Here is a 12,331-nt window from a genome sequence, read left to right as displayed (position 1 = left end):
GGGTGCGGTCCCGCGTGGGACCGCACCCCGCCCCTCCGCCCAGAAAGTCGTTCCCACCATGACAAGCAGAAAACTCCTCGCCGCGGTGTGCGGCGCGCTCGCGGTGGCCCTGCTGGCGCCCTCGGCGCAGGCCACCACCGCCGAGGACACCGACGTGTACCTGGTCCGGCTCAGGGACCACACCGCCACCGAGCAGGCCGTCAGCACGGCCGCGAAGGCGCTGGTCGACAAGTACGGCGGCACCCTGCGCAAGCTGTACTACTCGGCGATCCAGGGCTTCTCCGTCTCGCTCACCCCCGCGCAGAAGTCCGCCGTGCTGCGTGACCCGGGCATCTCCTCGATAGCGCTCAACCGGACGTTCAAGGCCGCCGGCACGCAGCGCAACCCACCCTCGTGGGGCCTGGACCGCATCGACCAGCACGCGCAGCCGCTGGACCACAGCTACACGTACCCGAACAAGGCCGAGAACGTGCACGTGTACGTGTTCGACACCGGCATCCGCACCTCGCACAGCGAGTTCGGTGGCCGGGCGCACGCCGCGTTCGACGCCGTGGACGCGACCGACCACAGCGGCACCGACTGCAACGGGCACGGCACCGAGGTCGCCGGGGCCATCGGCGGCAGCGGGGTCGGCGTGGCCAAGGGCGTGCAGCTGGAGTCCGTGCGCGTGCTCGGCTGCGACGGCACCGGCAGCGCCGAGAACGTCATGACCGCCGTGGACTGGTTGGCGCGCAACGCCAAGAAGCCCGCCTTCGCCAACCTCAGCTTCTCCGGCGCCTCGCAGTCCATCATGGACCTGCAGCTGTACAACCTGAACGAGATGGGCATCGGCTACAGCGCCGCCGCGGGCAACGGCGACGACACCGGTGCCGCCCAGGACGCCTGCGATGTCAGCCCCGGTAGGCAGACCCACGCCGTCACCGTGGGCGCCACCGACAAGGCGGACAAGCGCCTCGCCTCGTCCAACGTGGGCAGCTGCGTGCACCTGTTCGCGCCCGGCAAGGACATCGTCACCGCCTCCGCCGGGTGCGACTACGGCAGGACCACGGTCAGCGGCACCTCCATCGCCGCCGCCGAGGCCGCTGGCGCCGCCGCCCTGTACCTGTCGGCCCACCCGCAGGCCACGGCCTTCGACGTGGAGAAGGCGTTGTCCGACGCGGCAACCCCCGACCTGGTCGGCGACCCCGGCACCGACAGCCCGAACAAGCTGTTGTACGTGGGCTAGAACGCCGTGAAGGTGGCTTTCACCGCGCTGGACGCGGTGAAAGCCACCTTCACGCTGTGCGGGGTCAGGCGCGGTCGGTGGGCAGGCCCGCGGCGACCCAGTCCTCGAGGCCCTCGCGGTACTTGCGCACGTTGGTGTAGCCGAGCTCGATCAGCCGGTTGCCGACGAACTCGCTGTTGCGGCACGGCACGTTGGTGCAGTACACGACGATCGCGGCGGACTTGTCGGGCACCACGGTCGGCGCGTGCTCGTCGGTGAACTCGGCGGCCTGCTCGTACGGGAAGCCGGGGATGTTCAGCGCGCCGGGCAGGTGCTCCTTCTCGTAGTAGGACACGGGCATGGTGTCCACGACGGTCAGCGAGCCGTCGGCGACACCGGCCTCCAACTCACTCCGGGAGATCAGTGGCAACACGGGGTTCCTCCAGTTTCTGCGTGCGGACTGCGGTCAGTGCCAGGTAGCCGAGGAAGGACACGAGCAGGGAGTTCAGCGGCGGGATGCCGAAGGGCAGCAGCCACCCGGCCGCCGAGCCCAGCGCCCAGCAGACCAGCGCGGCGGGCACCCACTCGGGTTCGGACTGCTCGGCGGAACGCCTGGGGCGCACCAGGAAGTACTCGGCGATCATGATCCCGGCCACCGGCGGGGTGAGTACCGCCATCGCGGTGAGGAAGGAGGTGAACTTGTCCAGGATGCCCACCGCGGACAGCACCGAACCGAGCACGCCCAGCGGAACGGTGATCCACGCCCGGCTGACCCGCCGCGAGAACAGCACGTCGATGGTGTTCACCAGGCCGAGCGAGGAGGAGTACAGGTTCCAGTCGTTGATCTTGACGATCGCGCTGACCAGCACCAGCGTGCCCAGGAACCCGCTGGAGGAGCTGATCATGCTGACCACGTCGGCGGTCCCCGCCGCGTGCGCCATGAGCACGCCGACCAGCCCGATGCCGTACTCGCCGAGCGTCACCGCGAGCACGGTCTGCTTCACCACGTCGGCGGGCGAGCGGTTGAACCGGGTCATGTCGGGGGTCATCACCGCACCGACGAAGAACGCGCCCGCGACCAGGGTCGTGCCCTCCACCAGGGACATGTGCGGTCCGGCTGGCTGCGCGAACAGCAGTTCCGACCAGCTGTGCGTGGACAGCCCGCCGGCGATGCTGATCGCGGCCAGCACCATGAAGGCGGGCACCATCACGTAGGCGATCCACGCCATGGCGCGGAACCCGTAGACCACCACGGCGGTGACGACCGCGCCGCCGACCAGGGACCACACCCACAGCGGCGGCCCGCCGAGCAGGTTGTGCAGGCCCTCGGCGAAGGCGCCGTTCTGCACCCCGAACCAGCCGACCAGGCTGATCGTGATCAGCAGGCCGACCAGTGCCGAGCCGCGTCTGCCGAACCCGCAGCGGGCGGCCACCCTGGACACCGACAGGCCCTCGCGCACCCCGATCACGCCGAGCAGGATGGTGACGACCTCCAGGATCACCGAGCCGATCGTGATGGCGATCAGCGCGTCGGTGAAGGTCATCGAGAAGCCGAGCGCGGAGCCCAGCAGGAACTGGTGGAAGGAGGAGACCTGACCGAAGCGTTGCAGGGCAACGGAGAACCAGGTTCTTCGCGCGGACGTGGGTACCGGCGTCAAAGCGTAGTCGTCGAGCTCAGCCATTGCGCAGACGGTAGGTGCGGGTCGCCGCGCGGACCCCACCCTTAGGTATCAACAGTTTTCAAGTGAGCTACCCACTGAAAACCAATAGTACCCACGACCGTCCCGAGCCAAAGGCCGTTCTTGGTTCCGTGGGGCGTGTTGACCACGAGCCCATTGGTACCCAGTTGCCCCCTGCCGACAGCCGTAGACCACGTGTGCCTCGGCGTCAGTCCCTTCAACAGCTACTTCACCGCGGAACGACTGCTCGAGCTCGTCACCTGGGCGAACCGATGTTTCCGCGAGTTCCACGTGTTCCTGCCCGACGAGCCCGCCGCGCACACCCTGGAAGCGTTGGGCTACCCGATCGAACGCGCCCGCCACAAGGCCCGGCGCCAGGCCAACTACATGCGCAACAAGATCTGCCGCGCATTGTCCGACGCGGGCGTGGACGATCCGCTCTCCCGCGTGCTGGATTCCGAGGCGCTGCGCGGCAACGAGGCTTACCAGTCCCTGCACGGCACCGCCGAGTTCCTGTTCCACGATGACGACCAGTTCCGCGCGGCCTGCCTGGAGGCCACGAACTGGGTGCTCGACCGCAAGCTGCCCGACGGGGCAAGGCCGACTCCCGATCAGCTGTTGTGCGCGGTCCGGTACTTCCTCGCCGAGTTGCCGCTGTTCGCGGGCACCACGCTGATCGTGGACCGGCCCAGCTCCGCGTTCGTCTACCACCAGCGGGTGTGGTTCCTGGAGCGCTTCTACCGCGGTGAACTGACCATGCGCCCGGAACCGGGCCAGGGCTTCCTGGTGGTCGAGGAGGCCGAGGAGGCCGAATCGCTGGCCGTGCGCTGACCAGTGCCGGCGCGGTGGACCGGGCGGCCTGCGGCCCGGTCCACCGCACCACTCAGTACGGGGAGATCGTGACGCCCAGCGCGCCCGGGCCCACGTGCGCTCCTATTATCGCGCTGACCTCGGTGAGGACCAGCTCGCGCGCCTGCGGGACGCGGGAGCGCAGCCGCTGCACGAGGTCGGTGGCCCGCTCGGGGGCGCCGAAGTGCTCCACGGCCAGGTCCACGGGGCCGCTGCCCGCGCGGCGCACCGCGGTGTCCACCATCTTGCGCAGGGCCCGGTCGGTGCCGAAGGCCTTGTCCAGCGGGGAGACCTGGCCCTGGTCCATGGTCAGCAGCGGCTTGAGCGACAGGGCGGTGCCGACCAGCGCCGCGGCGGCGCCGATCCGCCCGCCCCGCCGCAGGTACTCCAGGGTGTCGACGTAGATCAGCTCGGTGGAGCTGGCGAACCGGTGCTCGGCGGCGGCGATCACCCGGCCCGCGTCGGCGCCCCGGTCGGCGGCCTCGGCGGCGGCCAGCACCGCGTAGCCCAGGCTCATGCCGGTGGTGGCGGTGTCCACCACGTGCACGGGGACCCGCACCTGCGCGGCGGCCTGTCTGGCGATCTCGCAGGTCTGCGACTGGCGGGCGGAGATGTGCAGGGACACCACGGCGTCCACCCCGCGGGCGGCGGCGTCCTGGTAGGTCCAGAAGAAGGCACCCGGATCGGGTGGCGCGGTGGTCACCGACCGACCGCTGCGCATGGCGTCGACGATGTGCTCGGTGGACACCCGGGCTTCCTCGTCGAGCTGGTCTCCCACCTGCAGCTGTAACTGGACGACGGCCACTGACGATGTAGTGGCCAGTTGCGGCGGCAGGCAGGCAGTGGAGTCGGTCACGACGGCTACACGCCTGCTCATGGCAGCCCAGGTTAACGGTTTGTCACACCCACACGCACGGCAACGTGTTCTTGCGGACACCTTGCCGGTGCTGTCGTGCGCCCGCATCAGTGCGAAGATGCCGTGAGGACTGTCACGCCACCTGGCGGCACACGCGCGTTTGCGTCAGTGCTACTCGCCGGTAACATTCGGGTGGCCGACAGGCCAGCGAGCCGCACTCAGCCGATTGCACCACCAGTCGGCGCCACTTCTCAGGAGGTCGAAGAAGACCGATGAACATCGTCGTCCTGGTCAAGCAGGTGCCCGACACCTACTCCGAGCGCAAGCTCGCCGATGCCGACCACACCCTGGACCGCGACTCGGCCGACGCCGTGCTCGACGAGATCAACGAGCGCGCCGTCGAGGAGGCGCTGCAGTTGCAGGCGACCCACGGCGGTGAGGTCACCGTCGTGTGCGTGGGCCCCGACCGGGCCACCGACGCCATCCGCAAGGCGCTGTCCATGGGCGCCGACAAGGCGGTGCACGTCAGCGACGCCGCACTGCACGGTTCCGACGCGATCGCCACCGCCAAGGTGCTGGCCAAGGCCGTGGGCACCGTCGAGGGCGTGGACCTGGTGCTCGCGGGCAACGAGGCGACCGACGGCCGCGTCGGCGCCCTGCCCGCCATGGTCGCCGAGCTGCTGGGCCTGCCCGCGCTGACCCACGCGCGCAAGGTGGAGGTCGACGGCAGCACGGTCAAGGTGGAGCGGGAGACCGACGAGGGCGTGTTCTTCCTCGAGGCGAGCCTGCCCGCCGTGATCAGCGTGAACGAGAAGATCAACGAGCCGCGCTACCCGTCCTTCAAGGGCATCATGGCGGCCAAGAAGAAGCCGGTCAGCACCCTGGCCATCGGCGACCTCGGCGTGGACGCCGGTGAGGTCGGCCTCGGCGGGTCCTGGACCCAGGTCACCGAGGCGGCGCCGAAGCCCCCGCGCGCGGCGGGCCAGCGCGTCGAGGACGAGGGCGACGGCGGCGTGAAGGTCGCCGAGTACCTGGTCGGCCAGAAGCTGATCTGACGGATTCTTCGAGGAGGAGACACAAGTCATGGCAGAGGTCCTGGTCCTCGTCGATCACGTCGACGGCGAGGTCAAGAAGGTCACCTACGAGCTGCTGACCGCCGCGCGCGCCATCGGTGAGCCCTCGGCCGTCGTGGTCGGCGCCCCCGGCACCGCGGCCAAGGTCAACCAGGCGCTGGCCGGGTACGGCGCGGCCAAGGTCTACGTGGCCGAGTCCGAGAACGCGGCCAACCAGCTGGTCACCCCCGAGGTGGACGTGCTCGCCGCGCTGGTGGGCCAGGCGTCCCCGGCGGCCGTGCTGGTCGCCGCGACCCCCAAGGGCAAGGAGGTGGCCGGTCGGCTGGCCATCCGCACCGGCTCCGGCCTGCTGGTGGACGCGGTGGACGTGGCGGCCGACGCCTCGGTCACCCAGTCCATCTTCGGTGGCGCCTTCACCGTCAAGGCCAAGGCGGGCACCGGCGTACCGGTGATCAGCGTGCGCCCCGGCGGCGTGGAGGCCGTGGCGGCCGAGGGCGCGGCGACCGAGCAGGCCCTCGAGGTGCCCGCCACGGACGCGGCCAAGGTCGTCACGATCACCAGCCGTGAGCCACTCAAGGGCGGGGACCGCCCCGAACTGACCGAGGCCAGCATCGTGGTCTCCGGTGGCCGCGGCGTGGGCAGCGCGGAGAGCTTCGAGGTGGTGGAGAAGCTCGCGGACACCCTGGGTGCCGCCGTGGGTGCCTCCCGCGCCGCCGTGGACTCCGGCTACTACCCGCACCAGTTCCAGGTCGGCCAGACCGGCAAGACGGTGTCCCCGCAGCTGTACATCGCGCTGGGCATCTCCGGGGCGATCCAGCACCGGGCCGGTATGCAGACCTCGAAGACGATCATCGCGGTGAACAAGGACACCGAGGCGCCGATCTTCGAGATCGCCGACTTCGGCGTCGTGGGCGACCTGTTCAAGGTGGCCCCGCAGCTCACCGACGAGGTCGCCAAGCGCAAGGGCTGACCACACGATCGGCTGATCAGGGGCGGGTGCCGCGGAGATCCAATTTCCGCGCCACCCGCCCCTGATTCATTGTCAGGACACGTCGGATTCATTTCCGGCGATGATTCACCTGGGCGTCAAGAACGTGTAATCGACAATGCACTGCACTGGTCGTCCGACCGGCGGTACACCATCTTCATGACGAGGTCGCAACTGCTGGTCAGCACCCCGGAGACGAACGCCGGGGCCCCGCGCTACTCGCTGCTGGTCGCCAGGGACAACGCCGAGGTTCGGGCGGCCCAACAACTGCGCTACCAGGTCTTCGCCGAGGAGATGGGGGCCACCCTGCACTCCCCGGTGCCCGGCCTGGACGTGGACGAGTTCGACGAGCTGTGCGACCACCTGGTGGTCCGCGAGGACAACTCCGGGCAGATCGTGGGCACCTACCGCATGCTGCCCCCGGAGAACGCCTCGCGCGGCCTGTACTCGCAGACCGAGTTCGACCTGAGCGCGCTGGAGCCGCTGCGCGGTTCGCTGGTGGAGACCGGCCGCTCCTGCGTGCACCCCGACCACCGCTCCGGCGGCGTGGTCTCCCTGGTGTGGGCGGGCATCGCGCGCTACATGCTGCTGTCCGGGCACAAGTGGCTCGCGGGCTGCGCCTCGGTGCCGCTGGCCGACGGCGGGCAGTACGCCGCCGGGGTGTGGAGCCTGGTCAGCGCCAAGCACATGGCCCCGCCGGAGTACCGGGTCAGCCCGCTCAACCCCTGGGACGTGGACTCGGTGGCCCCGCAGCGCGCGGTGATCCCCCCGCTGCTGCGCGGATACCTCCGATTGGGTGCTTGGGTGTGCGGCCGTCCGGCCCATGATCCAGACTTCGGCGTCGCGGACCTGTTCGTGCTGCTCTCGCTCGACCGGGTCGACCAGCGATACCTCAAGTTCTTCCTCGGGGAGACGGCGTGAGCGGTAGTACCCATGCGTGGATGCCCAAGTCGCCCTGTGGGCCCAGCTGCGTGAGCGGTCCCGTGCCGCGCGTGTCCTGGCTGCGCGGCGCGTGGCGGGCGTGCACCGCGCTGACCGTGCTGCTGTGCGGGATCTCGTTGGTGCTGCTGGCCCCGGTGCTGCGCGGGCGGCTGCGCGGTGCCATCCGGTTCTGGTTCGCCACCTTCCTGCGGGCGATCGGCCTGCGCGTGCGGGTGCACGGGGACCGGCGGATCCAGTCCACCGAGGGCCGCGGGGTGCTGGTGGTGACCAACCACGTGTCCTGGCTGGACGCGCTGGTGGTCGACGCGGTGCAGCCGATGCCCATGGTGGCCAAGCGGGACATCGCCGACTGGCCGGTGCTTGGCCCGCTGGTCTCGGCGGCGGGCTCGGTGTTCCTCGACCGCGAGCGGCTGACCCGCTTGCCGGAGACGATCGCCGCGCTGACCACGGCCCTGCGCGACGGGGTGGCCATCGGCGCCAACCCGGAGGGCACCACCTGGTGCGGCATGGCCTCCGGACACTTCAAGCCCGCGCTGTTCCAGGCGGCGCTGGACGCCGGTGTGCCGGTCCGCCCGGTGGCCCTGCGCTACCGGCTGGCCGACGGCTCGCACACCCCGGCCGCGGCCTTCGTCGGTGACGAGGACCTGGTCACCTCGATCCGCCGCGTGCTGCGGATCCGGCACCTGGTGGTGGAGGTACACGTGCTGCCCGAGATCGCCCCGGGCCGCGCCGAGGACCGGCGGGCGCTGGCCGCGCTGGCCGAGTCCGCGGTGGCCGCCGCGCTGGAAGTGCCCATCCAGCGGGAACTGACTGGACATCTAGTGCACTAGAGGTAGCAGGCTGGGCCGGTGACACTGACCGGGCAGACGACGAAGTCCAGCACCCTGTGGGCGCCTGACCGCAGAGCGGCCACCACCGGCCTGCTGCTGCTGGTGACCTTGGCCGCGTTCGAGAACATGGGCGTCAGCACGGCACTGCCCACGCTGGTCGCCGACCTGAACGGCCACGAGCTCTACTCGTGGCCGTTCACGGCCTTCCTGGCGGCGCAGGTGGTCGGCACGGTGATCGGCGGTCGCGCCTGCGACCTGCGCGGCCCCAAGTCCGCCCTGCTGGTCGGCCCGCTGCTGTTCCTGGTCGGGCTGCTCGTCGCCGGTTCGGCGCACGACATGGGCCTGCTGCTGGCGGGCCGGGTGTTGCAGGGCCTCGGCGGCGGGGTGCAGGTCGTCGCCCTGTACGTGCTGATCGCCCTGGTGTTCCCCGAGTCCGACCGCCCGGTGGCCTTCGCCGCGCTGTCCGCGGCCTGGGTCGTGCCCTCGCTGATCGGCCCCACCATCGCCGGTCTGCTCACCCAGTACCTCAGCTGGCGCTGGGTCTTCCTCGGGCTCGCGCCGCTGGTGCTGCTCGGCTGGCTGCTGCTGTTCCCGGTGCTGCGCAGGCTGCCCGCGCAGCACAGCACCTCGCTGGCGCTCGGTGCGGCGCCGCGCGCTGCGCCTGTGCCTGATGGTTCGCTCGCAGGCTCGCTCACGAAGTCCGCGCACGAGTCGGCGCAGGCGGCCGTGCGGCGCGGGCTGCCGCTGGCCGCGCTGGCCGCCGCCGTGGGCCTGGCGGCGTTGACCTGGGCGGGGGAGCACCCCTCGGGCCTCGCGCTGGGCCTGGGCGTGCTCGGGTTGCTGGTCCTGGCCCCGTCGCTGCGCCTGCTCCTGCCGAAGGGCACCCTGCTGGCCCGCCCCGGCCTGCCCACCGTGATCCTGTCCCGCAGCCTGCTCGCCGGCACGTTCTTCGGCGTCCAGGCGTATCTGCCGCTGACCCTGTCGCAGGTGCACGGCCTCGACCCCGCGCTGGCCGGTCTGCCGCTGACGATCGGCTCGTTGGGCTGGTCCGGGGCCGCCATGTGGCAGGGCCGGCACCGCGAGTTGTCCCGGACCACGTTGGTGCGTCACGGCTTCGTGCTGCTCGCCGCGGGCCTGGCCCTGGTGACCCTGGTCGCACCGAGCTGGGGTTCGCCCTGGCTGGCGCTGCCCGCCTGGGTGTTCGCGGGCATCGGCATGGGCCTGGGCATCTCCAGCGTGGCGGTGCTCGTGCTGGAGCTGTCCGAACCCGGTGACCGGGGCTTCAACTCCGCCGCGCTCCAGCTGTCGGACATGATCGGCCAGTCGGTGTTCATCGGCCTGGGCGGAGTGCTGGTCGCCGCGCTGGGCTCGGCCACCAGCCCGACCGCCGCGGTGATCCCGCTGGACCTGGGCATGGCCGCGCTCGCCCTGCTCGGGGCCCTGCTGGTGCGCAGGTCAGCGCGCAATTCGTGAACTGCTCCCGGTACGGGCTACCCTTGACGGGCGATGGCATATCTCGACCACGCGGCGACCACCCCCATGCTCCCTGTAGCGGTCGCCGCGATGACCGAGGCTTTGTCCACCCTGGGCAACGCCTCGTCCCTGCACACCTCGGGCCGCCGGGCCCGGCGTGCGGTGGAGGAGGCCCGCGAGGACCTGGCCGACGCGCTGGGCGCCCGGCCCTCCGAGGTGATCTTCACCGCGGGCGGTACGGAGAGCGACAACCTCGCGGTCAAGGGCATCTACTGGGCGCGTGAGCGGCCCCGCGTGCTGTCCAGCACCGTGGAGCACCACGCCGTGCTGGACGCCGTGGAGTGGCTGGGCGGCACTGGGGCGCAGGTCGGCTGGCTGGATGCCGACGAGTCCGGGCGGATCACCCCGCAGCGCCTTGCCGAGGCGATCGGGTCCGCGCCCGAGGAGGTGGCGCTGGCCACGGTCATGTGGGCCAACAACGAGGTCGGCACGGTCAACGAGGTGCGCGAGCTGGCCGAGGTAGCCGCCGCGCACGGCGTGCCGCTGCACACCGACGCCGTGCAGGCCGTCGGCTCCGTGCCGGTCAGCTTCGCCGAGTCCGGGGCCGCCGCGCTCACGCTCAGCGCGCACAAGCTCGGTGGCCCGTACGGGGTCGGCGCGCTGCTGCTGCGCCGTGACGTCAAGTGCACCCCGCTGCTGCACGGCGGCGGCCAGGAGCGCGACGTCCGCTCCGGCACGCTCAACGTGCCCGCGGTGATCGGCATGGCCGCCGCGGTGCGGGCCAGCGTGAGCGAGGACAAGGCGCACATCGCCGCGCTGCGCGAGGACCTGGTCGCGGCGGTGCGGCACGCCGTGCCCGACGCGGTCTACAACGGGGACCCGGTGCACCGCCTGCCCGGCAACGCGCACTTCACCTTCCCCGGCTGCGAGGGCGACAGCCTGCTGATGTTGTTGGACGCCAAGGGGATCGAGTGCTCCACCGGCTCGGCGTGCACCGCCGGGGTCGCGCAGCCCAGCCACGTGCTGCTGGCGATGGGCGTGGACGCGGCGACCGCACGCGGCTCGCTGCGGTTCTCGCTGGGGCACAACTCCACGGCCCAGGACGTGGCGGAGCTGGCGGCGGCCATCGGTCCCGCCGTGGAACGCGCGCGCAACGCCGGACTGGCGGGGATGCGCAGGCGCACGAGCAGTTCAGTGAGGGTGTGAGATGCGGGTACTGGCGGCGATGAGCGGCGGTGTCGACTCCGCCGTTGCCGCGGCACGGGCCGTGGCGGCAGGGCACGAGGTGGTCGGTGTGCACCTGGCCCTGTCGGCCAAACCGGGCACCCTGCGCACGGGGGCCCGCGGCTGCTGCACCGTCGAGGACGCGCACGACGCCCGCCGTGCCGCCGACGTGCTCGGAATTCCCTTCTACGTATGGGACTTCGCCGAGCGGTTCACCGAAGAGGTGATCGAGGACTTCGTCGCCGAGTACGCGGCGGGGCGCACGCCCAACCCCTGCCTGCGCTGCAACGAGAAGATCAAGTTCGAGGCCCTGCTGGACAAGGCGGTGGCGCTGGGCTTCGACGCGGTCTGCACCGGCCACTACGCGCAACTGTCCGTTGTGGACGGTCGACCCGAGCTGCGACGGTCGGTGGACGAGGGCAAGGACCAGTCCTACGTGCTGGCCTCGCTCACCTCCGACCAGTTGCGGCACGCCATGTTCCCGCTCGGCGACACCGTCAAGGAGCAGGTGCGGGCCGAGGCCGAGCAGCGCGGCCTGTCCGTGGCCGACAAGCCCGACAGCCACGACATCTGCTTCATCCCCGACGGGGACACGCGAGGTTTCCTCAGCGACCGGCTCGGCGAGCGCGACGGCCTGCTCGTGGACGACGAGACCGGCGCGGTGCTGGGGCGGCACACCGGGGTGCACGGGTTCACCGTGGGCCAGCGCAAGGGGCTGGGCATCGACGCGCCCGCCGGGGACGGCCGTCCCCGCTACGTGCTCGCGCTGGAGCCGGTGTCCGGCACCGTGCGGGTCGGCGCGGCGGAGAAGCTGGCGGTCACCGGCATCACCGCGACGCACCCCGTGGTACCGGTCATGTGGCACGGTCCGGTCGAGTGCGTGGCCCAGGTCCGGGCGCACGGGGGCACGGCGCCCGCGGTGGCCGAGTTGATCGGTGACGAGGTGCTGGTGAGCCTGCGCGAACCCCTGCGCGGCGTGGCCCCCGGCCAGGCCGTGGTCCTGTACCGCCCCGACCAGGCCGGTGACCTGGTCCTCGGCAGCGCCACGATCGCCACCACCCGCTGAGTCCTCACGGGGCAACCGGCGCGTGTCGGCGCTTCCGGTGCCGCGCGTCGTACGTTCCTGTGCGGTGTGTTCGACGTTCCGGTGCGGAATCCCAGGTTGTGAGAAGTCCTACTGGAAGTGCCAACACACCGTCCCGGGAGCGCCGAC

12 protein-coding genes are annotated in these 12,331 nt (G+C 71.2%); 9 read left to right on the top strand and 3 right to left on the bottom strand.

What is annotated here, in order from left to right; genetic code table 11:
- Nucleotides 1-58: 58 nt before the first annotated feature.
- Nucleotides 59-1,225 (top strand): S8 family peptidase, encoded by a 1,167-nt coding sequence (locus KALB_RS36730; protein WP_030108355.1) that lies wholly within the window; start codon nt 59-61, stop codon nt 1,223-1,225.
- Nucleotides 1,226-1,289: 64 nt separating this feature from the next.
- On the opposite strand, the gene KALB_RS36725 is transcribed toward KALB_RS36730, so the two are convergent.
- Together KALB_RS36725 and KALB_RS36720 are read right to left on the bottom strand one after the other, a co-directional pair.
- A complete protein-coding gene (locus KALB_RS36725) occupies nt 1,290-1,637 on the bottom strand; it encodes a rhodanese-like domain-containing protein (protein WP_030108356.1) in 348 nt (115 codons plus the stop codon).
- The gene (locus tag KALB_RS36720) at nt 1,612-2,886 is read right to left on the bottom strand and encodes a purine-cytosine permease family protein (protein ID WP_025360667.1); all 1,275 of its coding nucleotides are present in this window, start codon (nt 2,884-2,886) and stop codon (nt 1,612-1,614) included. The genes KALB_RS36725 and KALB_RS36720 overlap by 26 nt, the downstream gene beginning before the upstream one ends.
- A gap of 135 nt (nt 2,887-3,021) precedes the next feature.
- Here KALB_RS36720 and KALB_RS36715 point away from each other — a divergent pair, with 135 nt between their 5' ends.
- Nucleotides 3,022-3,714, top strand: coding sequence for a tRNA-dependent cyclodipeptide synthase (locus tag KALB_RS36715; RefSeq protein ID WP_025360666.1), 693 nt, complete (start codon nt 3,022-3,024; stop codon nt 3,712-3,714).
- 52 nt (nt 3,715-3,766) lie between these two features.
- On the opposite strand, the gene KALB_RS36710 is transcribed toward KALB_RS36715, so the two are convergent.
- Nucleotides 3,767-4,609 (bottom strand): DegV family protein, encoded by an 843-nt coding sequence (locus KALB_RS36710; protein ID WP_025360665.1) that lies wholly within the window; start codon nt 4,607-4,609, stop codon nt 3,767-3,769.
- 251 nt (nt 4,610-4,860) lie between these two features.
- On the opposite strand from KALB_RS36710, the gene KALB_RS36705 reads away from it, so the two are divergent.
- The 7 genes from KALB_RS36705 (at nt 4,861) to mnmA (ending at nt 12,184) form a co-directional block, all read left to right on the top strand.
- On the top strand, nt 4,861-5,643 hold the full coding sequence (locus KALB_RS36705) for an electron transfer flavoprotein subunit beta/FixA family protein (protein ID WP_025360664.1): 783 nt from the start codon (nt 4,861-4,863) through the stop codon (nt 5,641-5,643).
- 28 nt (nt 5,644-5,671) lie between these two features.
- Entirely contained in the window at nt 5,672-6,631 is a 960-nt protein-coding gene (locus KALB_RS36700) for an electron transfer flavoprotein subunit alpha/FixB family protein (protein ID WP_025360663.1), read from the top strand.
- 177 nt (nt 6,632-6,808) lie between these two features.
- Entirely contained in the window at nt 6,809-7,570 is a 762-nt protein-coding gene (locus tag KALB_RS36695; RefSeq protein ID WP_025360662.1) for a GNAT family N-acetyltransferase, read from the top strand.
- The gene (locus KALB_RS36690; RefSeq protein WP_236650099.1) at nt 7,567-8,421 is read left to right on the top strand and encodes a lysophospholipid acyltransferase family protein; all 855 of its coding nucleotides are present in this window, start codon (nt 7,567-7,569) and stop codon (nt 8,419-8,421) included. The genes KALB_RS36695 and KALB_RS36690 overlap by 4 nt, the downstream gene beginning before the upstream one ends.
- A gap of 18 nt (nt 8,422-8,439) precedes the next feature.
- Nucleotides 8,440-9,894, top strand: coding sequence for an MFS transporter (locus KALB_RS36685; RefSeq protein ID WP_025360660.1), 1,455 nt, complete (start codon nt 8,440-8,442; stop codon nt 9,892-9,894).
- 33 nt (nt 9,895-9,927) lie between these two features.
- The gene (locus KALB_RS36680) at nt 9,928-11,100 is read left to right on the top strand and encodes a cysteine desulfurase family protein (protein WP_025360659.1); all 1,173 of its coding nucleotides are present in this window, start codon (nt 9,928-9,930) and stop codon (nt 11,098-11,100) included.
- A 1-nt stretch (nt 11,101) separates the two neighbouring features.
- Nucleotides 11,102-12,184: a tRNA 2-thiouridine(34) synthase MnmA gene (gene mnmA / locus KALB_RS36675; protein WP_025360658.1), complete on the top strand. Its 1,083-nt coding sequence runs from the start codon at nt 11,102-11,104 to the stop codon at nt 12,182-12,184.
- Nucleotides 12,185-12,331 lie beyond the last annotated feature (147 nt).

This window comes from Kutzneria viridogrisea DSM 43870, from assembly GCF_000525635.1.
Lineage (GTDB): Bacteria > Actinomycetota > Actinomycetes > Mycobacteriales > Pseudonocardiaceae > Kutzneria > Kutzneria viridogrisea.
This window is presented reverse-complemented; position numbering and strand designations above follow the sequence as displayed.